Source organism: Mesorhizobium sp. B2-4-18, assembly GCF_006441385.1.
In the GTDB taxonomy this organism is placed as follows: domain Bacteria; phylum Pseudomonadota; class Alphaproteobacteria; order Rhizobiales; family Rhizobiaceae; genus Mesorhizobium; species Mesorhizobium australicum.
This window is the reverse complement of sequence record NZ_VFUW01000005.1, coordinates 329,946-353,487: the sequence shown is the minus strand read 5'-3', so window position 1 is coordinate 353,487 and position 23,542 is coordinate 329,946. Positions and strand designations below refer to the sequence as shown.

Sequence of the window (23,542 nt, the reverse complement as noted above, 5' to 3'; positions counted from 1 at the left end):
CAAAGTCTTCCGCAATGTGACCGGCCGGCGCATTGCTCTGAACAGAAGGAGCACCCATGTCCGACATCAGCTTCCACGATCTGTCATCCCTCAATACCACGCAACGGGCCGGTCTGCTGAAACGCGCCGAAGGCGATCTGTCGGCCTTCGTCGAAAAGGTCCGCCCGATCATCCAGGCCGTCAGGGAAGAGGGTGACGCCGCCCTGATCCGTTTCGCCAGGGAGTTCGACAAGGCCAATGTGAGGGAAGGCGGACTGAAAGTGTCGGAAGCGGAGTTCGATGCGGCCTTCGACAAGGTCGAGAAGGAAGTCGTGGAGAGCATCAGGTTCGGCATCGAGAATATCAGGCATTTTCATGAGGAGCAGAAGCCGGAGACCATGTGGCTCAAGGAGATCCGGCCGGGCGCCTATGCCGGCGACCGGTATACGCCCATCGCATCGGTCGCGCTCTACGTGCCGCGCGGCAAGGGCGCCTTTCCATCGGTGACGATGATGACGTCGGTTCCGGCTGTGATTGCCGGCGTGCCGCGGATCGCGATCGTGACGCCGCCAACTTCGGATGGTTCGGTGGACGCGGCCACGCTGGTCGCCGCTCGCCTTGCCGGCGTCGAAACCGTCTATAAATGCGGCGGCGCGCAAGCCGTTGCCGCCGTCGCCTACGGCACCGAGACGGTTAAGCCGGCGCTCAAGATCGTCGGCCCGGGCAGCCCCTGGGTGGTGGCGGCCAAGAGCGTGCTGTCCTCAATGATCAATACGGGCCTGCCGGCCGGACCGTCGGAGGCCATCATCTTTGCCGACGACAGCGTCGACGGAGGCCTTGCCGCGCTCGACCTGCTGATCGAAGCCGAGCACGGGCCGGATTCTTCAGCCTATCTGGTGACGCACAGCCGAAAGGTCGCCGAGGCAGCCCTTGCTGCACTTCCCGACCACTGGTCGCGGATGACCGAACAGCGTGTGGAATTCTCGCGCGCGGTGCTGACCGGAAAGCGCGGCGGCATCGTGCTGACGGCGTCGCTGGAGGAAAGCTATCGCTTCATCAACGACTACGCGCCCGAACATCTGGAAATCCTGTCGAAGGAGCCGTTCGCGCATCTCGGCCACATCACCGAGGCGGCCGAAATCCTCATGGGCCCGCATACGCCGGTAACCCTTGCCAACTTCGTCCTCGGGCCGAATGCGGTGCTGCCGACCAGCCGCTGGGCGCGAACCTACGGGCCGCTTTCGGTGACGGATTTCGTCAAGCGCTCTTCGGTCGGCTATGTCACCTCGGCCGCGTATCCGGAACTGGCGCAGCATGCCCGCAGGCTCGCCCGCTACGAAGGCTTCAGCTCGCACGAAAACGCGGTCTCGGAAATCCGCGACCGCTATCTCGCCGGCTGAGCGGAGACGATCGCGATGAGGGCGGCACGACTTTATGGACCGGGCGACCTGCGCGTCGAGGACATCGCCGCGCCAGGCATTCCCGATGCCGGCTGGGTAAAGCTCAGGGTCGATGCCGCCGGCATCTGCGGTTCGGACCTGCACAATTTCCGCACCGGCCAATGGATAAGCCGGGCGCCCTCGACGGCGGGCCACGAGTTGACCGGCACGGTGATCGCGCTGGGCGAGGGCGTCGATACCATTGCCGTCGGCGACAGGGTCGTCGCCGATTCCCGTTTCTGGTGCGGAGACTGCGCGCAATGCCGTGCCGGCAAGCGGCATCTCTGCGCTGCGCTGGGCTTCGTCGGCGAAATCTGCGACGGCGGCTTTGCAGAACAGGCGGTGTTGCCCGCACGTCTGCTGCATGTCATCGATGGGAGCCTTGACGAGCGCGTCGCGGCGATGGCCGAGCCGCTTGCCGTCGCGCTGCACGCGGTGCGGCGTCTGCCGAAGACGGTAGGTTCGGTTCTGGTCGTCGGCTGCGGGCCGATCGGTGGTCTTGCCGCGCTGTTGCTTTCGCGAACCTTCGCCGGCACGGTGCTTGTCGCCGACCGCAACCAGGCGCGCTGCGCCCGCGTGGCGCGGGTGACGGGCGCCACGATCGTCGATCTCGACCGCGAGGCCATTGCAGCCGCGACCGCCAATGTCCCGTTGCTGGCGGCCATCGAGGCGACCGGTAGCATCGCGGCGTTCAGCCAGTTGCTCGGCGTTCTCGATCCTGGTGGTGCGATAGCGATGGTCGGCATCTTCCGTGGCCGCCTCGACATCGACCCCAATGTTCTTGTCGAACGCGAGATCGCGTTGCTCGGCTGCCATGCTTTCGCGGACGAATTGCCCGACGCTGTCCGGATGCTGGGTGAGCTGAGTGAACCGCTGCTGGCCCTGGTCGATTGCGAGATCGGTCTGGACGACATCCCAGCCGCCTATGAGCGGCTGTTGGCGGGAAGCAGCGATGGCTTGAAAACAATCATCCGCATGCGGCAACCTGCCGGAAAGGATTTTTGAAATGATCGATTTGCCCGACACGGCAAGCCCCCTCTACGAGAAGGTGAAGGACTATATCCTGACCAATATCGGGACGGGCCGGTGGGGCAAGGACCGCAAGCTGCCGTCCGAGAATGAGCTAGTGGCGTCACTGGGCGTGTCGCGGATGACGGTCCACCGGGCTCTGCGGGAGCTGACCTCGGCGGGATTCCTGATCCGGCTGCAGGGTGTGGGAACATTCATCGCGCCGCCCCGGCCGCAGTCGACGCTGATCGAGATCAACAATATCGCGGCGGAGATCGTCGAGCGCGGCAACAGCCACCGCTCCGAAGTCCTCGTTCTCGAAACGATGATGCCGAGCAAGGAATTGGCACTGTCGTTCGAGTTTGCGAAGCGGGTTTCGATCTATCACTCCGTCGTCGTCAATTTCGAGAACGACTTGCCGGTGCAACTGGAGGAGCGTTTCGTCAATCCGGGCCTGATCCCCGACTACGACAAGCAGGACTTCACCAAGACAGCGACCTATGACTACCTGATGCAGAAGACGCCGGTGACCGAGGTCGAGCATATCATCTCCGCCATCCCGGCCGACAAGGAGGCCGCACAGCATCTCGGCATCGATGTCGGCAGTTGCTGCCTTCTCCTGCATCGCCGGACATGGACGGGGGCCATCGTGGCCACGATCAGCAAGCTGACCTATGCCGGCAGCCGCTACTCGCTCGGCAGCCGCTACTCGCCTTCCAAAGCGAGCTGAAGGCGACGGGAGCGAGCTGAAGGCGACGGGCCAATGCAAGCCGCCGAGCGGGATCAACCTGAAATTTGAGTCTCTCCAACTTGTATATGCATGTATGTATTTCAGCCTTGACATCCGCTGCCGCTGCCGCTGAAATATGTCAGCGCTTCAACCATGAAGTGGCGGGCAAGACGCCGAGGCACAGTGCCGCAAGAGCAGAACCCCGCAGTCTCACCAGACCGGATGCCTGGGTAAAAAGCGGTCTGATCATCAAGGGGAACGAAAGATGACGCTTAACCTAGCAGGACAATTTCGCGCGCTCGTGATGGCCGCCGCGATCGGGCTCGCCACCGCCCCGGTGGCCCACGCAGCCGATGCTGCCATCCCGACGACACCTGAAGCTGGATCGTTCAAGATAGGCATCGAGCCCTGGCTTGGATATGGTCAATGGCACGTCGCCGAGGCCAAGGGACTGTTCAAGACAAACGGTCTGTCGGACGTCCAGATCGTCAACTTTGCCGAGGACAAGGACATCAACGCGGCGCTCGCAAGCGGCCAGCTCGACGCCGCCAACATCGCCACCCACACGGCGATGGGCATGGTTGCGGCCGGTCTGCCGGTGAAGATCGTGCTGCTGCTCGATGTCTCCATGACCGCCGACGCCATCGTCGCCGGCAAGGATGTCACCTCCATCGCCGATCTCAAGGGCAAGCAGGTCGCTTTCGAGGAAGGCACGACGAGCGACATCCTGCTCAAATACGCGCTCGCCAGGAACGGCATGTCGGTCGCCGATATCCAGCCGGTTCCGATGCCTGCCGCCGACGCCGGCGGCGCCCTGATCGCGGGCCAGGTGCCGGTCGCGGTCACCTACGAGCCGTACCTCACTGTCGCCATGGCGCAGAACAAGGACGTCAAGCTGCTGTTCACCGCCGGCGAGGATCCCGGCCTGATCAGCGACGTGCTGGTGGTGCGTGACGAGGTGATCAAATCGCGACCCGGCCAGGTGCTGGCCATGATCAAGAGCTGGGACGCCGCGCTCAAGGATTATAACGCCGACACCCCCGGCGGCCGCGCCATCATCGCCAAGGCGGTCGGTTCCGACGTCAAGGATCTCAACACCGCTTTCGACGGGGTGCGCTACTATTCGCTCGCCGAAAACAAGACGGCGCTCACCGGCGAGTTTACCACCAAGACATTCGCCGATGTCGAAGCGGCCGCCAAGAACGCCAAGCTTCTGCAGGCCGATGTGACGCCGGAGCAGATGATCGATCCGTCCTTCGTCAAGGCGGCGCAGTGACGAGATCCGGATCGCGGTGGTAACGCGGATGTCCGGGGAGCCTCCCGCGAAAACCGGCTTGGCCCGCCCGGCACGAGCGCCCGCCGCAACACAGGCAAGGCGACGCCGATCCTCCGGGATCGGCGTGCCCATCGCCCGGTCGCGTTTCCTTGCGATAGCGGTGGCCGTCTTTGTTGGCCTTGGCCTTGCCTGGTGGGCAGCGACCGGGCTGGGATGGGTGAAACCCATCTTCCTGCCGTCGCCGGGCAGCGTTGCGACCCAGATCGCCAAGCTCGCCGCCGACGGCACCTTGTGGCTCGACCTCAGGGCTTCGATGTACCGCATTTCCATCGGCTTCCTCCTCGCCTCGGCACTGTCCATGCCGATCGGCGTGCTGATCGGCAGTTTCCGTTCCTGGGAGGCGGCCATCGAGCCGCTGGTCGATTTCATCCGTTACATGCCGGTTGTCGCCTTCGTGCCGCTCTCCATCCTGTGGGCAGGCACCGGCGATACCCAGAAATTCCTGATCATCTTCATCGGCACTTTCTTCCAGCAGGTGCTGATGATCATGGACAATGTGAAACGGGTTCCCGCCGACTTCATCGGCCTTGGGCGCACGCTCGGCCTGCCGGACCGCAAGATCCTGACGCGCATCGTCGTTCCCAGCGCCTTGCCGGGCATCTGGGACACGCTGCGCATCAGCCTTGGCTGGGCATGGACCTGGCTGGTGCTGGCCGAACTCGTCGCTGCGACATCCGGCCTCGGCTATCGCATCACCGTGTCGCAGCGCTATTTCCAGACAAACACCATCATCGGCTACATCCTGCTCTTGGGCGTGCTTGGCCTCATCACCGATCAGGTCATGAAGGCCCTGGAGAAGGTGCTGTTTCGGCAGGAAGGCCACCAGCAATGAGGAACCGCCGGTGACTGTTCCCAAATTGCGCATCGCGGGTCTCGACAAGAGCTTCGGCACCGGCGAGCGGCGCACGCAAGTGCTGCGGGACATCAATCTCGACCTCGCCGACAACGAGTTCGTCTCCCTCGTCGGCACGTCGGGCTGCGGCAAGAGCACGCTGCTGTCGATCGTCGCTGGACTGCAGGATTTCGACGCCGGCGATCTCAGCATCGATGGCGCGCCGATCCTGCAGCCGGGCCTCGACCGTGGTGTTGTCTTCCAGTCCTATACGCTGCTCCCCTGGCTGACGGCGCGGCAGAACATCGAGTTTGCTCTCAAGGCCGCCGGCTATGATCGCGCCGCCTGCCGCGAGATCGCGCTCGAGCATCTCGACCTCGTCAAGCTCACGCAAAGCGCCGATCGCTTCCCGTCCGAACTGTCGGGCGGCATGAAACAGCGCGTCGCCATCGCGCGCGCTCTCTCCTATCGCCCCAAAATGCTGCTGATGGACGAACCCTTCGGCGCGCTCGATGCCTTGACCCGACACCAGATGCAGGAACTGCTGACCCAGATCTGGGAGGAGCACCGGCTCACGGTGCTGTTCGTCACGCATGACGTGGAGGAGGCCGTTTATCTATCGGACCGCATCGTCGTCATGGGGATCGGCCCGGGACGCATCATGCAGACCTTCAACGTCGACATCGAACGCCCGCGCCGGGAAGAAGTGATGGAAACGCCGGCCTTCATGGATTTGCAGCGCGGCGTGCACAAGGCGATTCGCGAGGCGTCAAGACGTCCCGAAATGGTGTAGTGCCAGCAACCTTCGTAGGCCCGCCGGCGGACAGGTATCATGGGCCGTGGGGACCGCACAGGCCGAGCGTCCACTGGATGGTTCCACAGAAGTCGTCGGCACGGCCCCGGTAGCTGCCGTAGCCATTGTAGTAGCTGTCCATCCAGTCGTTATTGTCGGCCGAATTCTCGCCGGTCCAGCCCCTGCCGACCCAACCGTGACGGTGGCCGCGTCCGCGGTTCGCGGCGTGCGCGTGGTCATTATGGGCGGCGTTGACGCGGACATAATGGTGCCTGGTGACGGCGGCATCGGCCACAGCGGCAAACGGGACGGCGCTCGCGGCCAACAGCACCACGAGGGAGCCGAGGAATACGCTTCGCTTTCTCATCAGCATGTCTCCTTGCCATTCGAGACATATGGGAAAGAACGCCCGGCTCGCTGCACACGTTCCTTCACGAAATCGGGACGGCGCTCGCTGAAATGGGCAGTGTTTGTCCGCGGCACTCGTGGTGCCGGTCAAGATTTGTTGACTTCCAGCGAAGCGGAAATGACTACCGCTCGCCGATTTGCCGGATCACAAGAGGGCCTGCGATCAGGCCCGGCTGGCCGGCAAGGCAATCTTGCCTTTGAACCGGGACAAGCCACTTTGGCCGGTAGAAGCCATCTGCATGACGGAATTGACCAGAGCATTGGAACAGCCTCAATTTGCCACCGAGCGCGACCCGAGGCTGCGGCTGATCATTCCGATCATCGTCGCCATCGCGTTTTTGATGGAGCAGCTCGATTCCACCATCATCACCACCGCGATCCCGGCAATAGCGCAAAGTCTCGACACGACGCCGGTCCGTCTGAACCTTGCGATCACCACCTACATCTTGACGCTCGCCGTGTTCATCCCGGTCAGCGGCTGGTTTGCCGACAGGTTCGGCGCGCGCAGGGTGTTCGCGCTGGCGCTTTTTACCTTCACCCTTGGCTCGGCGCTGTGCGGCATGGCCGACAGTTTCGGCATGCTGCTGGCGATGCGTGCCCTGCAGGGGCTGGGCGGCGCCATGATGACGCCGGTCGGCCGGCTGATCCTGCTGCGCAGCTTTCCGCGCAGCGGCCTGATCACCGCCATGACCTATATGACCCTGCCGGCCATCATGGGGCCGGTCATCGGGCCGCTGCTCGGCGGCCTGCTGACCACCTACGCGTCGTGGCGCTGGATATTCTATGTCAACGTGCCGTTCGGCTGCCTTGGTATCGTTGCCGCGCTGCGCTTCGTCGACGACTTCCATGGCGAGGCGGTGCAGCGTTTCGATGTCCCGGGCTTCCTGATGGTGGGGTTTGGCGTGGCACTACTGCAGTTCGGGCTGGAGAATATCGGCCGGCCGGTCATTCCCGGGTCCGCGACGGTGCTGGTGTTGGCCGCGGCCGCGTTGCTGCTGCTTGCCTTCGGGCGCTATGCGCGCCGCGTCGTGGCGCCGGCTATCGACCTGACGCTGTTTCGGTTCCGCTCGTTCTGGGTCGGCACGCTGGCGGGCGGCCTGTGCCGCGTCGGTCTCAACGGCGCGCCGTTCCTGGTGCCGCTGATGCTGCAGGTCGGCTTCGGCATGAGCCCGGTCACATCAGGCTCGCTGACATTCGTCGGCAGCTTTGGGGCGCTGCTCATGCGGCCGCTGCTGTCGCCGCTGCTGCGGCGCTTTGGCTTCGGTGTGGTGCTGGTCGGCAGCGCGCTCGTCGGCTCCGCCACCGTGGCGGGCTTCGCCCTGATGGGTCCCGATACGCCGCATTGGCTGATCGGTTTCTATGTCTTTCTGTTCGGCATCGTCCGCTCGGCGCAGTTCATGACATCCAACACCCTCTCCTACGCCGATCTGCCGGCCGACAAGCTCAGCCGCGCCACCAGTCTTGGCGGCGTGCTGCAACAGCTCAGCGTGTCGCTTGGTGTCTCGATCGCCGCGATGCTGCTGGGCCTGATTGCGGGCGAAAGCCATGTCCTGACGCCGGAACGCTTTCATCAGGTGTTCCTGCTGACCGCGATCATCCCGCTGCTCTCGATTCCGGGCTTCCTGTACCTGCGCGCCGAAGACGGCGTTCAAGTTAGCGGCCACATCAAGGGATCTCGCAAATAGGTCGTGTCGGAGGCATCAGGCAATCCGTCGGCTCGCACCCTGCCGGCACCGGCTCAGGTCGCTTTGCCGACCGAAGCGTCCATTCCCATGGCTTCCTCGGAAATGTCGTCGAAGGAAGCGTAGTTCATGTTGTAGAGGCGGGCGTAAAGACCTTTTCTCTTCATCAACTGTTCATGGTTGCCGCTTTCGACGATATCGCCATTCTGCAGCACGATGATGCGGTCGGCGCCCCTTATGGTCGCCAGCCGGTGCGCGATGACCAACCCGGTGCGCCCTTCGAGCAGCTTGACCAATGCCTTTTGGATCAGCATCTCGGTGTAGGAATCGATGCTGGCGGTGGCTTCGTCGAGCACCAGGATCTTGGCGTCGGCCACCAGCGCCCGCGCGAAGCTGATCAGCTGGCGCTGACCGAGCGAGAGATTGCCGCCGCGCTGCTCGAGTTCGGTGTCGTAGCCGTCAGGCAGTTGCTCGATGAAGTCGTGCGCGCCGACGGCTTGTGCGGCGCGGACCACCTCTTCGCGGCTGGCGCCGGTCTTGTGATAGCGGATGTTCTCCAGCACCGTGCCGGAGAACAGGAACGGCTCCTGCAGCACCATGGCTACCTGATCGCCGAGCGAATCCTGCGTCAGGTCGCGCACGTCATGGCCGCCGACCAGGACCTCACCCGACCAGACATCGTAGAAGCGGTGCACCAGCGCCATCGAACTCGACTTGCCTGATCCGGTCGGCCCGACAAGCGCGACCGTCTCGCCCGGATTGACGCGGAACGAGATGTTCTTCAGCACCGGCTGGTTCGGCCGGTAGCCGAAGGTGACATTCCGGAACTCGACCGAACCGTCCATGTCGCGCGACAGCGCCACCGCATTTTCCTTGTCGCTGACATCCACGGGCACGTCGAGCACTTCGGAAATGCGCTGGCCTGACGCCATGGCGCGCTGCATGACGCTGTATTGCATGGTGAGCGAGCGGATCGGGTCGAAGAAGCGCTGGATGTAGAACAGGAACGCCACCATCACGCCGATATCGAGACTGTGCGACAGCACCATCGACCCGCCGACGACGATCACGGTCGCCATGGCGATGCCCGTCAGTGTGTCGACGATCGGCACCATCACCTGCGCATATCTCGCCGACCGCAGATGGGCGTTGAGATTGGCCAGCACCTTCTCGTCATAGAGATCGAAATTGACGTGCTGGCGCTCCAGGCTCTGCACCGTACGCACGCCGTGGATGCCTTCGGCCAGCGCACCGTTGGCGATGGAGTTGGTCTCGTGCGCGGCCATGAAGGCGACCTTGGCGCGCGGCAGCCAGAACAGGCGCACGATGAACAGCGCCGGCATGGTCGACAGCGTCAGCAGCCCGAGCCGGAAGTCCAGCCACAGCAGGACGGTGACGATGCCGAACAGAAGCACGATGTCGCCAACCGACATCACGGACGTTTCGAGGAATTCCTGCATCGAATTGACGTCGCCCTGCAGGCGCGACATCAGCCGGCCGACCTCGGTCTTGTCCATGAAGCCCAGGGAGACACGCTGCAGGTGGCTGAACATGGCGCGGCGCAGGTCGGACAGCACGTTCTCCGCCACCTTGCCGACGACGCTCTCTTGGACATGGCTGGCCGCGTAGTTGATGAGGATGATCACGGCAAAGGCGGCGATCGCGGTGATCATCACCGAACGGTCGAGCCTGCCTGGCGCCATACCGTGATCGATGGCGTAGCGGATGACCAGCGGGATCGCCAACTGCGTCAGCGTGAACACCAGCACCGCCGCGACCGAGATGAAGATCCGGCCCCGATATGGTCTGACGAAGCTCCAGATGCGCCTGACGATGCGTGGATCGTAGGCCTTGCCGAAGACCTCTTCCTCATCGCGGTGCGAGCCGACGACGGCCTTGGTCGGGCGTCGGCTTGTGTCTTCCTTCTCGTCGTCCTGTGTCGACATCAGGCGGCTCCCTCGATCCGATCGCCGTCCGGCCGCAACTGCAGGTCGTAAAGCGCGCGGTAGCGTCCGCCGAGCGCCAGCAATTCCTCATGCGCGCCGCGCTCCACGATCCGGCCGCCCTCGACGAACAGGATCTGGTCGGCATGCATCAGCGAACTCAGCCGATGCGAAATGATGAGCGTCACGCGATCCCTGGCGAAGCGCTTCATCGCCGCCCGGATCCGCTGCTCGGTGCCGGCGTCGACCGCGGCCGTGGAATCGTCGAAGACCAGCACCGATGGTCTTAGCATCAGGCTGCGCGCGATGGTCAGGCGCTGCCGCTGGCCGCCGGAAAGCGAGGCGCCGCGTTCCCCCACGACCGTGGTGTAGCCGGCCGGAAGCCCGATGATGTAATTGTGCAGCTGGGCATATTCGGCGGCCTGGCCGATGCGGGTCTCGCGCGCCCAGGGATTGCCGTAGGCGATGTTGTTTTCGATCGAGGTCGTGAACAGGAACGCATCCTGCTGCACGACGCCGACTGCCTTGCGCAGCGATTGCAGCGTGACCTTGCGGATGTCCTGTCCGTCGATGGTGATCGCGCCCGAGGTCACGTCGTAGAAGCGCGGGATCAGGTGCGCGATGGTCGACTTGCCGCTGCCTGGCGGCCCGACGATGCCGACGGTCTCGCCGGGCCTTGCTTCGAAGGAAACGCCGGAAAGCGTCGGACGCTCGCCCGCGCCCTGATAGCGAAAACCGACATTGTCGAAGCGCAGCACGCCCTCGGCGATGACGAGCTCCCTGGCGTCGGGCGCGTCCTCGATGTCGAGCTCAGCGTCGAGCAGTTCGAACAGCCGCGTGCCGCAGGTCGAGGCGCGCGCGAAGGAGTTGACCATCAGGCCGAGCTGGCGCACCGGCATCTGCAATATGGTCATGAAGGTGAGGAACTGGGCCAGCGTGCCGACGCTGATCTGACCCGCGATCACCTTCTGGCCGCCGAACCACAGCACCAGGCCCATGGCGGCAAGGAAGGAAAAATTCATGGCGCTGGTGTTCGAGACGCGGATGTCGACGCGCTCATTGGCGAGGTCCAGTGCGTCCCGTTTGGCACGGTCGAATTTTGCCAGCTCATGCCTTTGAGCCGCGAAGGCGCGCACGACACGAATGCCGCCGAGATTCTCCTCCATCACCCGGCTCAGCACCGACAGCCGCTCCTGCAGCGTCAGCCAGGTGCTGCGCAGTCGGAGCTGCGTCACTGACGAGCGCCAGGCAACAAATGGCACGAAGCTGAGGCTCAACAACCCGAGCACGAGATCGGTGCTGATCAACAGATAGGCGCCGACACCGATCAGCACGCCAAGCAGCACCACGCGCAGGATACCGGTCGAAAAGAACATGCGCACGCCGTCGAGGTCGAGCAGCCCGAGGGTGATGAGATCGCCGGTATGGACCTTGTCGTGGAAGGAAAAGCTCAGCCGCTGGATCTTCTCGTAGAAGGCGAGCCGCAGTTCATAGCCTGTCCGGTGGCCGACGGCTTCGCCATAGTAATTCTGCGCCATGGTGAAGAGGCCGCGCAGGATGCTGACGACCAACAGCGTCAGCGCCGTATTCCACAGCGCCTGCTCGGCCGCGATGCCGGCACCCGCCGCCATCACGCCTTGCGCCTGGTCGATGGCGCGCCCCAGGAGACGCGGAATGAAAAGCTGCAGCGTCGCCGCGATGAAGGTCGAGATGAGGGTGATTGCAACCTGCCAGGGATGGCGCAGCGTCATGCGCACGATGCGCAGCAAGGTGCTGAGGCCCTTGCCCCAGGAGGCTTCCGCCACATGGGCAAATGATTTGCCGCGCTTGGCCGCGCTGGTCGCATCAGTGTGCAAGGAAATACCAGACCAATCCGGACATTAGCCCGAACGAATGTAGCAGACTCAATCAGATAGCGCGATTTTACGCGCGTCCGACCTGCCCGTTCAAGGGACCAATGGCGGCATCGCACTGTACCTGAAACCGGCAAGATCGTGTCGCAACTCGCCGCTGGTCTGCCGCCGGTGATCGATCTCGCGCCGTTCCCGGCGGATAGGTTCTGATTATTCAAAGCCTGCCGGACCAGCAGGACTCCGCTCTTGCACGAAGGAAACCGACGTGATCGCAAATGCCGACACCCGCGCCGTTGAACCGGTCGATCCGCAACGCGCCTACACCGTGCTGGTCTGCGATCTGATCGGCCTGCGCTTCGACGCCGACGGAAAGCCCGACCCGTCGGAGGTGCGTGCGCATATCGAAGCCAAGGGCGGCCGCTTTCATACGGCTGCGCTTGGCGACAAGGCCGCTCTCGAATCTGGCCGCGTGCATTTCTTCTATCAGCCGGACCTCAGCACCCGCGAAGAGCTGATCGAAGTCGCCGGCGATGGACGCTATGATGCCGTCATTGCCGCCGCGACCTTCCTGCCCGCCGAAACCGTCTTTCCGCTCGCCGGCGTCCGCATCGGCGCCGGCACCGGCAATATGGGTTCGCACTCCTGGGGCGGCGGCAGCGGCGAAGGCGGTACGGCCGTGCTGATGAATACGCCCGGCATCAACAGCCGCGCCACGGCGCAGATGGTGATGAAGGCGATCCTGAAAGTGCTGCCGGATCTCCCGGTGGACTTGCTTCACAACCGGGTGGCGCGCGGCGCCTTCGACACCGGCAGGGAGCTGCGCGATTTCCCGACCGAAAAGCTCGAAGGCAAGACGATCGCGATCGTCGGCTACGGCAATATCGGCAGGGAGGTGGCCAAACTTGCCCAGGCCTTCGGCATGCGCGTGGTGATCCACGCACGGCCCCGGCATCGGGACTGGATAGAGGCCGAAGGCTTTGTCTATGCGGCGGATCTCCTCGATGCGGCTGATGGTGCCGATGTGTTGAGTGTTCATGTCGGCCTGGGCAAGCAGGATGCGCAGACCGGCCGCTACGCCAATGCCGGGCTCATCGGCGCGGATGTCCTGTCGCGCGTGAACAAAGGCGCGGTGCTGGTCAACTACGATCGCGGCGAGCTTGTCGACGTTGCGGCCCTCGGCGAAGCCTTGTCCTCGGGCAGGGTGCGTCATGCCGCGATCGATGCCGACCTGTTCAAGGATGCCGCGACCGGTCGCCTTTCCGGACCGATGCTGCCCTATCTGGGCCTCGTCGAGAAGCACAGCGGAAAACTCGAGCTTCTGCCGCATGCGGCAGCCGATACGGATCATCCCTCGCGCGTCGCCGGCGCCAAGCAGGCCGTCGACCAGATCTTCGATGTCATCTGCCGAAAGTCGGTGACGAACGCAAAAGGCAGCGTGCCGCCGGCCTATCTTTCCCTTGGAGCAACCACGCCTCCAGGCATTGGATTGGTGACCTCCGGCCAGCTCTTGAAACTGACCGCTAGCGAATGTTCCGAGCTGGCGGATCTCTGCGATCGGCAAGGCCGGTTGTGGAAGGCTCTCTCCGATAACTCGCCTGCCGAGCGAGGCGCCGTTGTCGCCGAGCAGGGCGAGGACCTTGTCCGGTTGATCGACCGCTTCTGCCTTCTGGCCGAGAACCTCAATCTCAGGGGGACCTTTCCAGCGATAAGCCGGAACTCAGTCTCGGGGACCCGCCACCATCCGGGCGACCCGCGTCATGTCCGCGCTCATCTCGCGGTCATCGTCGAGCGGGCTGACGAGCGCACGCACGGCGGCATAGGTGCGCCGTGGTCCTTCGCCCATGCTGTCGACGACGCCGCGCAACTCCACGCCCGTCGCCGCGAAGATCAGCTCCATCGCCACGAGATAGCGCAGGCGTTCCACAATCTCGGCTGTCTTGGCCACCACCCGTGGTGCCATCGACGACTGGTCCTCGATCCCGTCCGATACGGCAAGCGGGCTGAGCGACATCGGGTTGGCCAGATGCCGGATCTCGGCCTCCAGCGCGGCAAGCGGTTTCTGCAATTCGGCGTAGCCCTGGCGGCTGCCGCCCCTGGCCGACAGGAAGCGCGGCAGTTCCGCCACCGTCGGCGACATCAGCTTCATGCAGCGGTTGGCGGTGCCCACGGCGCAATGCGCAAGCGCCTGGCCGAGCTGCTCCCAGGCCAGCGTCATCGCGGTGAGGTCGAAATTGCCGTTCGAGACGAGGCGTCCGTCCTCGGGTAGGATCACCGGGTTGTCGCCGGAATGGGCCAGTTCGATCTCCGTTGTCAGCTTCGCCTGTTCGAACGCATGCAACAGGCCGCCCCACACCTGCGGCACGCAGCGATAGCTGAGCGGATCCTGGAGCCGCCGCGCGGCGTTCTCCCTCCAGAGCCCGCTTCCAGCGAGTTCCGCCCGCAGCCGCGCCCCGATCTCCCGCTGGCCGAACGCCGGTCGCGCCGACAGCGCAGCTTCATCGATGGCGGTGAGTGACGAGCGGAACGCTTCGTGGTTGAGTGCCACCGCGGCCAGCGACCAGTCGATGAGGTGGGCGACATCCTCCAGGCAGAGGCAAGCCGTGCCGGTCGACAGGCTGTTGGCGACGATGATGGCATGGCCATCCTTCTCGCGCAGGTCGAGCCGTTCGAGCCCGGCGAGCGCGAGCGCCTCGGCCGACGGCATGATCCTGCCCTGGAACTCCGTCTCGCCGTCGCCGCGCAGCGCTCGCGCCATGTGGCCGAGATGGGCAAGGTCCGCCGCTCCGATCGATCCCCAGGTCGGGATCACCGGATGGACGCCGGCGTTGAGTGCCGCCACAAGGCCCATCACCACGCGTTCGGAAGTGCCGGTGCCGCCGGCGGCCATTCCCGAAATGCGCGCGGCCATCAGCGCGCGGACCGCCTCGGTGGGAAGGGCCGGGCCGATGCCCATGCTGTGGCTGAGCGGCACGCTGTGTTGGAAGGCGATCAGATCGGCCTGCGCGAGCGGCGTGTCGACGCAGGCGCCGAGGCCGGTGGTGACGCCGTACATCGGCTTGCCGAGTTGCGTCAGCTGCTCGATGAGCGCGCGGCTCGCCCGGATGCGGCGCATCGCCTCCTCGCCCAACATCAGCCGCGCATTGCGCCGCGCGATCTCGGCGACATCCTCGATGCCAAGCGGCTTGGCGTCGAGCAGTATCATTCGGGCTGTCATGTCTCGCCTGTATCCGTGACCGTATGCCCGGGCCGACGGCGCGGCGGGCGTCGCCGTTTGTGGCGGCTTACCGGCTGGTCTGCAAGCCATTCCGATTGTGGCGGCAGCAGGCGAGGGGAGCTTCAGGCGAAATGCAGGTTTCGGCAGGTCACTTCGCGACGGCGTCGGGCACCACCACCAGCTTGCCGACGAAATCCTTGGCGACGAAATCGGCTTGTGCGCGGTGGAAATCGGAGAGTTTGTAGACGCCGCCGACAAGCGGCCGGATCTTGCCCTGTTCGATATAGCGAATGATGCGGCGGAAATCGGAGCGCGTGCCCTGGCTCGATCCGTGCAGCTGCAACTGTTTCAGATACATGGTCCTGAGATCGAGCTGGACGACCGGGCCGGCGATCGCGCCGGCCGTGGTGTAGCGGCCCTCCGGCCTCAGGACGCGCAGCAGATCGTTGAAGATCGCGCCGCCAACGAGATCGGCGACCACATCGATCGGCTGGCCGCCGGTCGCCTCGCTCACGGCTTGCGGCAGGTCCGCGACGCCACGGGTGACGACCGCCTCGGCGCCGATGTCGAGCACCGCCTGTTCCTTGCCCTTGCCGACGACGGCATAGGGAATGGCGCCGCGCGCCCGCGCCAGTTGCACGATGCCGGAGCCGACGCCGCCCGACGCGCCGGTGACCAGCACCCGCTCGCCTGCCTTGAGCCTGGCCCGTTCCAGCATCTGTTCGCCGGTGAGGTAGGCGCAGCAGAAGGTGGCGAGTTCGACGTCGCTCAAAATGGTGTCGACAACATGCGCGTTGTCGGCCGGCACGGTCTGATACTCGGCATAGCCGCCGTCGCGGCCATGGCCCATATAGTCGATGTCGGCCAGGGAATCGTCGTCGCGGTTGTAGATGGAGAAATCGACCATCACCCGTTCGCCGATTCGATCCGACGAAACGCCTTCGCCGACGGCAACGATGGTGCCGACAGTGTCGGTGCCCTGGATGCGCGGGAAGGTCAGCGTGTTGCCCTGGCGGCGCCAAGTCGAAACGGCGGCCGCGTCCTCTTCCGTGCCATAGGCGCCCTGGCGCACCCAGACATCGGTATTGTTCATGCCGCAAGCGGTGACTTTCACCAGCACTTCACCTGACGCAGGCGCGGGCACTTTCACATCGGTTCGGTAGACGAGCTTTTCCGGTCCGCCGTGCCCGGTGAGCAGCACGGCGGCCATGGTGGCGGGGACGGTTTTGGTCATGGCATTCATCGGTCGTCTCAGAGATTGGCAAATACGCTGTTCACGGCATCGGCGGTCTTGGCCACCACGATGTCGGCTTCCTCGCGGGTCAGGCACAGCGGCGGCGCGAAGCCAAGAATGTCGCCCTGCGGCATGGCGCGGCCGATGACGCCGCTTGCGGCAAGGGCCGTGGCGACCTGCGGCCCAATCTTCTGCGAAGCATCGAAGAAGACACGGTCGTCACGGTCTTTGACGAATTCCACCGCCGCCAGCATGCCGTCGCCGCGCACCTCACCGACGTGTTTGTGACCCCCGACGGCCTTGGCCAGTTCGGCACGGAAATAAGCGCCGGTCTCGCCGGCATTCCGCACCAGGTCCATCTCATCGATCAGTTCAAGATTGGCGACGCCGGCGGCAACGCAGATCGGATGCGCCGAATAAGTCCAGCCATGGCCGAGCGAGCCGAGCTTGTCGGAGCCTTGCACCAGCACCTGCCACATCTTGTCGGCCACGATGACGCCCGACAGCGGCGCATAGGCCGAGGTCAGGCCCTTGGCGATGGTGATAAGGTCGGGCTTCATGCCGTAATGGTCGGAGCCGAACATGGTGCCCAGCCGGCCGAAGCCCGTCACCACCTCGTCGGCGACCAGGAGCACGTCATACTTCTTCAGCACCGCCTGGATCTTTTCCCAATAGCCGGCGGGCGGCGGCACGATGCCGCCGGTGCCGAGGATCGGCTCGCCGATGAAGGCGGCGACGGTTTCGGGCCCTTCGGCGAGGATCATCTCCTCGAGCTTGTCGGCGCAATGCTGCGAGAACTGCTCCTCGCTCATCGAGCGGTCGGCGCGGCGGAAATAGTAGGGCGCCTCGGTGTGCAGGATCGGCGCGCGCGGCAGGTCGAAGGCATTGTGGAAGAGCTCCAGCCCGGTCAGCGAGCCCGTCATGACACCCGAGCCGTGATAGCCGCGCCAGCGCGAGATGATCTTCTTCTTCTCCGGCCGGCCGAGCACGTTGTTGTAATACCAGATCAGCTTGATGTTGGTTTCGTTGGCATCCGATCCGGAGAGGCCGAAATAGACCCTCGACATGCCCTTCGGCGCGCGGTCGATGATCATCTTCGCCAATGTGATCGAGGCCTCGGTGCCGTGCCCGACATAGGCGTGGTAATAGGCCAGGTTCTTCGCCTGGGTCGCGATTGCATCTGATATCTTCTGGCGGCCATAGCCGACATTGACGCAATAGAGGCCGGCGAAGGCATCGATGCTCTTCCTGCCATTGTTGTCCCAGACGGTGACGCCTTCACCGCCGGCCATGATCCGCGTCGGCGATTCACCGCGTGCGTGCGTGCCCATATGCGTTGAGGGATGGAAGAAATGGTCGCGATCCCATGCGGCGAGTTCGTTGGATTGGTCGAGCATTTTTAACTCCTTGAAAGAGATCCGGGTGCGAGCCTACGCCACATCCAGGCAAAGGTATTTGAGGTCGGTGAAAGCTTCTAGCCCGTGGCGCGAACCTTCGCGGCCGATGCCGGACTGCTTGACGCCACCGAACGGGATCGGCGCGCCGGTGATCTTCACACGGTTGATGGCGACCATGCCGTAGTCGAGCGCGCGGCCCATGCGCTGCTGGAGCGCGCCGTTCTCGGTCACCACATAGGCGACCAGGCCATATTCGGTCGCATTGGCGCGTGCGATGACTTCGTCCTCGCTGTCGAAAGGCGTGACGGCGGCGACCGGACCAAAGGTCTCTTCGCGCATGATCAGCGCGTCGTCGGCGACATCGGCCAGCAGCGTCGGCTGGTAGAAGAGCGGTCCGGCCTGATGGCGCTTGCCGCCGGCGAGGCAACGCGCGCCGAGGGCCACGGCGTCGGCGACCTGTTCCTCGACCTTCTTGACGGCGCGCTCATGCATCAGCGGCCCGATGTCGATGTCATCGGCCAAGCCATTGCCGGCCCGCAGCGCCTCGACGCGCTTGGCGAAAGCGGCGCAGAAGCGGTCATAGAGCGGACGCTGGACATAGATGCGGTTGGCCGCAAGGCAGTCCTGGCCTGATGTGGCGAATTTGGCGTCGATGGCAATGGTGACCGCTTTGTCGAGATCGGCATCGGCAAAGACGATCAGCGGCGCGTGACCACCAAGCTCCATCACCAGCCGCTTCATCGTCGGCGCGCTTTGGGCGGCGATCAGCCGGCCGATCTCGGTCGAGCCGGTAAAACTCATGGCGCGCACGCGCGAATCTTCGCACATGCGTCCAACGATCGTCGCGGCCTTGCCGGTGACGATGTTGAAAACGCCGGCCGGCAGTCCGGCGCGTTCGCCGAGTTCGGCCAGCGCCAGCGCCGAAAGTGGCGTCTCAGAAGACGGATGGGTAACGATGGTGCAGCCGGCGGCAAGAGCGGCGGCTGCCTTGCGGGTCAGCATCGCCGAAGGAAAATTCCACGGCGTGACCACGCCGACGACGCCGAGTGGTTCGCGCCGCACCATCATTTCCGCGTTCGGCAGATGGCTGGTGACGCTCTCGGCGTTGAGGCGTTTTGCTTCCTCGGCATACCACTCGATGAAAGAGGCGGCGTAGTCGATTTCGCCAAGCGACTCCTTGAGCGGTTTGCCCTGCTCAAGCGTCATCAGCAAAGCGAGGTCGTCTTTCGCTGCGATGATCAGCTCGAACCATTTTCGCAGGATTTTGGAGCGCTCCTGCGGCAGCAGCGCCCGCCAGGCCGGAAAGGCGCGCGCGGCGGCGTCGATGGCTTTTGTCGTCTGGCCGGCATCGAGCGCTGCGACGAAGGCCACGGTGGTGCCGGTCGCGGGATCGGTGACCTCGAAACTCTCGGCCGCCTCGCTTGCCGTCCAGTGGCCGTCGATATAGGCGAGTTCGCGCAGCAGCCGGCGGTCGGCGAGCCGGTCGAGCGCTTCGTGGCGATGCGAGCGGGCGAAATGCGCGGACATGGTCGAAGCCTCCCGGTTCGGTTTGATGCGGGGAGACTACCCATCACCGGCAGACAGAGAGGCTGTTTGGACGCCTGGCCGTAGAGAGAGTCTCTCTATTGCGGCGAGGGGCAGTCGATCTCTCCGGTCTAGGTCGACGCCGGCAGCAGGTCCGCTATCGGCAGCGCGACATCATCCTTCACTGTCTTGATGACGATGTAGGTGAAGTAGCGGTCGATGCCGATCTCGCGATCGAGCAAGCCGTCGACCAGCCGCTGATAGGCGTCGATGTCGCGCGCCATCACCTTCAGCACATAATCGACGCCGCCGCCCACCGACCAGCAGGCGACGATCTCGGGAATGTCGCGGACGACGCGCTCGAAGCGGTCGAAATCGGCCTGGCGATGGCTGGCCAGCGTCACCTCCATCAGTACGGTGGCGACTGGCGCCACAACGCGCATGGCGATCCGGGCATGATAACCCGAGACGATGCCGGCCTTTTCCAGCTTGCGCAGCCGCATCCAGCACGGCGTCGGCGACAGCCCGACCTGCTCGGCCAACGCCAGCTTGGTGATGCGTCCATCACGCTGGATGGCGTCGAGGATTTTGAGGTCGATCGCGTCGAGTTTCGCAGCAGTCATCAGCGCTCACTTTTTCGTCGATCGTACCATGACGGCGCATTATTTCGATTGTCAATTGCACTGATTTCGATCTCTAATAAGTCATGACATTGTGGCACCCTGATCCCGCGCTCATCCGGCGGCCGGCCTATCAATCGTTGGCCGACCAGTTCGCGCGCGCCATCCACGACGGCCGCCTCGCCAACGGCACGCGGTTGCCGACCCACCGCCGCCTGGCCGACGACCTCAAGCTTTCAGTGCAGACGGTCAGTCGTGCCTATGAGGAACTGATCCGGCGCGGCCTGATTTCGGGCGAGATCGGCCGCGGCAGCTTTGTGCAGACGCAGCGCCGCGAACCGGAGCCGCCTTATCTGCCGGAGCGCCTGGGTGAAGTCATCGACCTGTCGATCCTGAAGCCGGTCTGCGAGCCGATGCACCTGGAGCAGATGAAGCAGGCGCTGGGCTGGCTCGCCGAAAACCTGCCTTCGAGTTCGGCACTGTCGTTCCGGCCAAACATGGTGTTCCCGCGCCACCGTGCCGTGGCGGTCGAATGGCTGAAGCTGTGCGGGCTGGACGCCTCCGCGCAGAACATCAGCCTCACCAATGGCGCCACGGCCGGCATGACGGTGGCGCTGATGAGCGTGGCGCCGCCCGGCTCCACCGTTGCCACCGAGGCGATCGGTCATCATACGCTGGTGCCGCTGGCGCGCTATCTCGGCTTCAATCTTCAAGGCCTGCCGATCGACAGCAATGGCCTGATTCCGGAAGCGCTGGACGAAGCCTGCCGGCTGTCCGACATCCGCGCCGTCTTCGTGCAGCCTTCGGTAATCAATCCCACGGCAACGCTCATGGATGCGGAGCGTCGCGAGCAGATCGCGGCGGTGGCGCGCAAGCACGACATCGCCATCATCGAGAACGACGTGCTGGGTCCCTTGGTCGAGGATCGACCGCCGCCGGTCGCCGCTTTCGCGCCGGAACGGACGCTCTACGTCACCTCCTTCACCAAGATCACCGTGCCCGGCCTGCGCATCGGCTATCTCGCCGCGCCCGATCGCTACGTTGCCGCTGTCGCCAACCGGCATCTAGTCTCGAACTGGATGGCGACACCGCTGGTGGCCGAGATCGCCACCAAATGGGTGACCGACGGCACCGCGATGGAGCTGGTGCGCTGGCAGCGCGCGGCGTTGCGGCGGCGACAGGACATCGCGGGCGAGGTGCTGGCCGGCGTCGACTACCGTGCCCGTCGCGACGGGTTGCATATCTGGCTGCAACTGCCGGCCGACCGTTCCGAGGAAAGCTTTGTCGCCCAGGCTCGGCTGCAAGGCGTGGCCATTGCGCCGGGCACCTCCTTCCGTATTTCGGATACGCCCTGGCATCCGGCGGTGCGCATTTCGCTGGGTTCGACCACCGAGGGGGAACTGCGCGCGGGTCTCGGCGTTGTCACCAAGCTCTTGCTTGGCGATCCGGAGCATCTGCTGCTTGCAATCTGAGCATGCCGCCCAATACACCAAGGCGTTCTGACAAAGGCATGTCCAAAAAGCCGGCTGGGATTGACCGGAAAATGTGCGCAATCAGAATAATTGTCATGATATTATTTTCCCAATTGACATGATTTGGCGCGTTCCGCATCGTTAGGGCACCAGGCTTCTCCAGCACGGGGAAATTCATTTGTCCGCAACCGCGCCCATCATCAAGATCGACAGCATCTCGAAGAGCTTTGGCAGCTTCAAGGTTCTGGACGGCCTGTCGATGCAGGTCATGCCGCGTGAGAAGCTGGCGCTGATCGGCCCCTCCGGCTCGGGCAAGACGACGATCTTGCGCATCCTGATGACGCTGGAGCGCATCGACGGCGGTCACATCCAGATCGACGGCGAGCAACTCTACCACATGGAGCGCAACGGCCAGCTGCTGCCGGCCGACGAGCGCCATCTGGCGCGAATGCGCCAGAAAACCGGCATGGTCTTCCAGCTGTTCAACCTGTTTCCGCACAAGAGCGTCATCGATAATGTGACCCTAGCGCCGATGCTGACCAAGGGCACGCCGCGCGCCGCGGCGCAGAAGCGGGCGATGGAACTGCTCGAGATGGTCGGCATGGCCGACAAGGCGAAGGCGATGCCGGCGCAGTTGTCAGGCGGTCAGAAGCAGCGCGTGGCGATCGCCCGTGCGCTTGCTTTGCAGCCGAAGATCATGCTGTTCGATGAGGTGACGTCGGCGCTCGACCCGGAACTGGTCGAGGAGGTGCTCAGTGTCTTGTGGCGGCTCTGCGCCGAGACCGACATGACCATGCTGCTGGTCACCCACGAGATGGGTTTCGCCCACGACTTCGCCGACCGGGTGCTGTTCTTCGATCGCGGCAGGATAGTCGAGGAAGGCAAGCCCGACGAGATTTTCCGCAATCCCAAGCAGGAGCGCACGCAAGGGTTCCTGAAGAAGATCATCGCGGCCGGACATCGTGTCTGACCGCATGCCAAAGGCGGCGATGCCGTCCCTATGGGCGGTTGAGCCGTCCTAAGATCACGCAAACCAAGACAAGAACAAGGAGTTGGGAACAATGAAGAAACTTGGAACTCTGGCCGGCGTCGCCGGTCTCGCGCTTTCGGCGGTTCTGGCCGCCTCGATCACGGGTTCGGCCGACGACAGCAAGCTTGAACAGCTGAAGTCGCAAGGCTTCGCTCGCTTGGCCATCGCCAATGAGCCGCCCTATACGGCTGTCGCCGCCGACGGCAAGGTTTCGGGTGCCGCGCCCGACGTCGCGCGCGAGATATTCAAGCGGCTGGGCGTTGCCGATGTCGCCGCCTCGATCTCGGAATATGGCGCCATGATTCCCGGCCTGCAGGCCGGCCGCTTCGACGTCGTCACCGCCGGCCTGTTCATGAAGCCGGAGCGTTGCGCCGCGGTTGCCTATTCCGAGCCGGTTCTGTGCGACGCCGAAGCGATGCTGGTGAAGAAGGGCAATCCGAAAGGCTTCAAGAGCTACGAGGATGTCGCCAAGGACACGTCAGCCACCATCGGCGCGCCGGGCGGCGGCACCGAGGAGAAGCTTGCGCTCAACGCCGGCGTGCCACGCGAACGCGTCATCGTCGTGCCGGACGGCCAGAGTGGCCTGAAGATGGTGCAGGACGGCCGCATCGACGCCTATTCGCTGCCTGTCCTTTCGATCAACGACCTGATGAAGAAGGCCGCCGATCCGAACCTCGAAGTCATCGCCCCGGTGCAGGGCGCGCCGGTCTATTGCGACGGCGCGGCCTTCAAGAAGGGCGACGAGGCGTTGCGCGATGCCTTCGACGTCGAACTCGCCAAGATGAAGAAGTCGGGTGAGTTCGCAAAGATTATCGAGCCCTACGGCTTCTCGGCGGCGGCGGCTATGTCGACCACGCGCGACAAACTCTGCGCGGCGAAATAAGGGCGTCTTTCTTGCCTTCTCCCCGTTCACGGGGAGAAGGTGTCACGAAGTGACGGATGAGGGGCGGCGCCATATTTGGACAAGCTAGCGCTGCCCCTCATCTGCCTGCCGGCATCTTCTCCCCATAAACGGGGAGAAGGAAGCTGAAACCAACGTTGGAAACTT

18 protein-coding genes and 1 pseudogene are annotated in these 23,542 nt (G+C 64.2%); 11 read left to right on the top strand and 8 right to left on the bottom strand.

Features of this window, described 5'->3' with window-relative positions; genetic code table 11:
- Positions 1 to 56: 56 nt before the first annotated feature.
- The 6 genes from hisD to FJ527_RS14935 all read left to right on the top strand — a co-directional run bounded on the left by hisD (position 57) and on the right by FJ527_RS14935 (position 6,117).
- Entirely contained in the window at positions 57 to 1,379 is a 1,323-nt protein-coding gene (gene hisD / locus FJ527_RS14960) for a histidinol dehydrogenase (RefSeq protein WP_140823483.1), read from the top strand.
- A 15-nt stretch (positions 1,380 to 1,394) separates the two neighbouring features.
- Positions 1,395 to 2,423: an alcohol dehydrogenase catalytic domain-containing protein gene (locus FJ527_RS14955; protein ID WP_140823482.1), complete on the top strand. Its 1,029-nt coding sequence runs from the start codon at positions 1,395 to 1,397 to the stop codon at positions 2,421 to 2,423.
- A 1-nt stretch (position 2,424) separates the two neighbouring features.
- Positions 2,425 to 3,156, top strand: coding sequence for a histidine utilization repressor (gene hutC, locus FJ527_RS14950; RefSeq protein WP_140617508.1), 732 nt, complete (start codon positions 2,425 to 2,427; stop codon positions 3,154 to 3,156).
- A gap of 265 nt (positions 3,157 to 3,421) precedes the next feature.
- Complete coding sequence (locus FJ527_RS14945) at positions 3,422 to 4,432, top strand: ABC transporter substrate-binding protein (protein WP_140617507.1); 1,011 nt, start codon at positions 3,422 to 3,424, stop codon at positions 4,430 to 4,432.
- A gap of 28 nt (positions 4,433 to 4,460) precedes the next feature.
- A complete protein-coding gene (locus FJ527_RS14940) occupies positions 4,461 to 5,324 on the top strand; it encodes an ABC transporter permease (protein WP_140617506.1) in 864 nt (287 codons plus the stop codon).
- Positions 5,325 to 5,334: 10 nt separating this feature from the next.
- Complete coding sequence (locus tag FJ527_RS14935) at positions 5,335 to 6,117, top strand: ABC transporter ATP-binding protein (protein WP_140791513.1); 783 nt, start codon at positions 5,335 to 5,337, stop codon at positions 6,115 to 6,117.
- A 37-nt stretch (positions 6,118 to 6,154) separates the two neighbouring features.
- On the opposite strand, the gene FJ527_RS14930 is transcribed toward FJ527_RS14935, so the two are convergent.
- The gene (locus tag FJ527_RS14930) at positions 6,155 to 6,484 is read right to left on the bottom strand and encodes a hypothetical protein (RefSeq protein WP_140617504.1); all 330 of its coding nucleotides are present in this window, start codon (positions 6,482 to 6,484) and stop codon (positions 6,155 to 6,157) included.
- A gap of 280 nt (positions 6,485 to 6,764) precedes the next feature.
- Here FJ527_RS14930 and FJ527_RS14925 point away from each other — a divergent pair, with 280 nt between their 5' ends.
- Complete coding sequence (locus FJ527_RS14925) at positions 6,765 to 8,210, top strand: DHA2 family efflux MFS transporter permease subunit (RefSeq protein WP_140823481.1); 1,446 nt, start codon at positions 6,765 to 6,767, stop codon at positions 8,208 to 8,210.
- Positions 8,211 to 8,263: 53 nt separating this feature from the next.
- Here FJ527_RS14925 and FJ527_RS14920 read toward each other — a convergent pair whose 3' ends face one another.
- Entirely contained in the window at positions 8,264 to 10,153 is a 1,890-nt protein-coding gene (locus FJ527_RS14920) for an ABC transporter ATP-binding protein (RefSeq protein ID WP_181166362.1), read from the bottom strand.
- Positions 10,153 to 12,006, bottom strand: a complete 1,854-nt coding sequence (locus tag FJ527_RS14915) for an ABC transporter ATP-binding protein (protein ID WP_140823479.1) — start codon at positions 12,004 to 12,006, stop codon at positions 10,153 to 10,155. The genes FJ527_RS14920 and FJ527_RS14915 overlap by 1 nt, the downstream gene beginning before the upstream one ends.
- A 301-nt stretch (positions 12,007 to 12,307) precedes the next feature.
- On the opposite strand from FJ527_RS14915, the pseudogene FJ527_RS14910 reads away from it, so the two are divergent.
- Positions 12,308 to 13,498 (top strand): annotated as a pseudogene (locus tag FJ527_RS14910) (NAD(P)-dependent oxidoreductase); the annotation flags it as partial.
- A gap of 222 nt (positions 13,499 to 13,720) precedes the next feature.
- On the opposite strand, the gene hutH reads toward FJ527_RS14910, so the two are convergent.
- The 5 genes from hutH to FJ527_RS14885 all read right to left on the bottom strand — a co-directional run bounded on the left by hutH (position 13,721) and on the right by FJ527_RS14885 (position 19,995).
- Positions 13,721 to 15,217 carry a histidine ammonia-lyase gene (gene hutH / locus FJ527_RS14905; protein ID WP_140823478.1) on the bottom strand — a complete coding sequence of 499 codons (1,497 nt, stop codon included), beginning with the start codon at positions 15,215 to 15,217 and terminating at the stop codon, positions 13,721 to 13,723.
- Positions 15,218 to 15,365: 148 nt separating this feature from the next.
- Positions 15,366 to 16,460 carry an alcohol dehydrogenase family protein gene (locus FJ527_RS14900; protein WP_140823477.1) on the bottom strand — a complete coding sequence of 365 codons (1,095 nt, stop codon included), beginning with the start codon at positions 16,458 to 16,460 and terminating at the stop codon, positions 15,366 to 15,368.
- A gap of 8 nt (positions 16,461 to 16,468) precedes the next feature.
- A complete protein-coding gene (locus tag FJ527_RS14895; RefSeq protein ID WP_140823476.1) occupies positions 16,469 to 17,848 on the bottom strand; it encodes an aspartate aminotransferase family protein in 1,380 nt (459 codons plus the stop codon).
- Positions 17,849 to 17,881: 33 nt separating this feature from the next.
- Positions 17,882 to 19,375, bottom strand: coding sequence for an NAD-dependent succinate-semialdehyde dehydrogenase (locus FJ527_RS14890; protein ID WP_140823475.1), 1,494 nt, complete (start codon positions 19,373 to 19,375; stop codon positions 17,882 to 17,884).
- 128 nt (positions 19,376 to 19,503) lie between these two features.
- On the bottom strand, positions 19,504 to 19,995 hold the full coding sequence (locus tag FJ527_RS14885; RefSeq protein WP_140823474.1) for an Lrp/AsnC family transcriptional regulator: 492 nt from the start codon (positions 19,993 to 19,995) through the stop codon (positions 19,504 to 19,506).
- A gap of 83 nt (positions 19,996 to 20,078) precedes the next feature.
- On the opposite strand from FJ527_RS14885, the gene FJ527_RS14880 reads away from it, so the two are divergent.
- From FJ527_RS14880 to ehuB, 3 genes are all read left to right on the top strand, one after another.
- On the top strand, positions 20,079 to 21,464 hold the full coding sequence (locus FJ527_RS14880; RefSeq protein ID WP_140823473.1) for a PLP-dependent aminotransferase family protein: 1,386 nt from the start codon (positions 20,079 to 20,081) through the stop codon (positions 21,462 to 21,464).
- Between the two features lie 178 nt (positions 21,465 to 21,642).
- The gene (ehuA, locus tag FJ527_RS14875; RefSeq protein WP_015319080.1) at positions 21,643 to 22,434 is read left to right on the top strand and encodes an ectoine/hydroxyectoine ABC transporter ATP-binding protein EhuA; all 792 of its coding nucleotides are present in this window, start codon (positions 21,643 to 21,645) and stop codon (positions 22,432 to 22,434) included.
- 91 nt (positions 22,435 to 22,525) lie between these two features.
- Complete coding sequence (ehuB, locus tag FJ527_RS14870) at positions 22,526 to 23,377, top strand: ectoine/hydroxyectoine ABC transporter substrate-binding protein EhuB (protein WP_015319079.1); 852 nt, start codon at positions 22,526 to 22,528, stop codon at positions 23,375 to 23,377.
- Positions 23,378 to 23,542 lie beyond the last annotated feature (165 nt).

What these genes read in the sequence shown, in the direction of transcription:
- hisD (WP_140823483.1), top strand. Translation starts at nt 57, where the DNA reads ATGTCCGACATCAGCTTCCACGATCTGTCATCCCTCAATACCACGCAA.
- FJ527_RS14955 (WP_140823482.1), top strand. Translation starts at nt 1,395, where the DNA reads ATGAGGGCGGCACGACTTTATGGACCGGGCGACCTGCGCGTCGAGGAC.
- hutC (WP_140617508.1), top strand. Translation starts at nt 2,425, where the DNA reads ATGATCGATTTGCCCGACACGGCAAGCCCCCTCTACGAGAAGGTGAAG.
- FJ527_RS14945 (WP_140617507.1), top strand. Translation starts at nt 3,422, where the DNA reads ATGACGCTTAACCTAGCAGGACAATTTCGCGCGCTCGTGATGGCCGCC.
- FJ527_RS14940 (WP_140617506.1), top strand. Translation starts at nt 4,461, where the DNA reads ATGTCCGGGGAGCCTCCCGCGAAAACCGGCTTGGCCCGCCCGGCACGA.
- FJ527_RS14930 (WP_140617504.1), bottom strand. Translation starts at nt 6,484, where the DNA reads ATGAGAAAGCGAAGCGTATTCCTCGGCTCCCTCGTGGTGCTGTTGGCC.
- FJ527_RS14925 (WP_140823481.1), top strand. Translation starts at nt 6,765, where the DNA reads ATGACGGAATTGACCAGAGCATTGGAACAGCCTCAATTTGCCACCGAG.
- FJ527_RS14920 (WP_181166362.1), bottom strand. Translation starts at nt 10,153, where the DNA reads ATGTCGACACAGGACGACGAGAAGGAAGACACAAGCCGACGCCCGACC.
- hutH (WP_140823478.1), bottom strand. Translation starts at nt 15,217, where the DNA reads ATGACAGCCCGAATGATACTGCTCGACGCCAAGCCGCTTGGCATCGAG.
- FJ527_RS14900 (WP_140823477.1), bottom strand. Translation starts at nt 16,460, where the DNA reads ATGAATGCCATGACCAAAACCGTCCCCGCCACCATGGCCGCCGTGCTG.
- FJ527_RS14895 (WP_140823476.1), bottom strand. Translation starts at nt 17,848, where the DNA reads ATGCTCGACCAATCCAACGAACTCGCCGCATGGGATCGCGACCATTTC.
- FJ527_RS14890 (WP_140823475.1), bottom strand. Translation starts at nt 19,375, where the DNA reads ATGTCCGCGCATTTCGCCCGCTCGCATCGCCACGAAGCGCTCGACCGG.
- FJ527_RS14885 (WP_140823474.1), bottom strand. Translation starts at nt 19,995, where the DNA reads ATGACTGCTGCGAAACTCGACGCGATCGACCTCAAAATCCTCGACGCC.
- FJ527_RS14880 (WP_140823473.1), top strand. Translation starts at nt 20,079, where the DNA reads ATGACATTGTGGCACCCTGATCCCGCGCTCATCCGGCGGCCGGCCTAT.
- ehuB (WP_015319079.1), top strand. Translation starts at nt 22,526, where the DNA reads ATGAAGAAACTTGGAACTCTGGCCGGCGTCGCCGGTCTCGCGCTTTCG.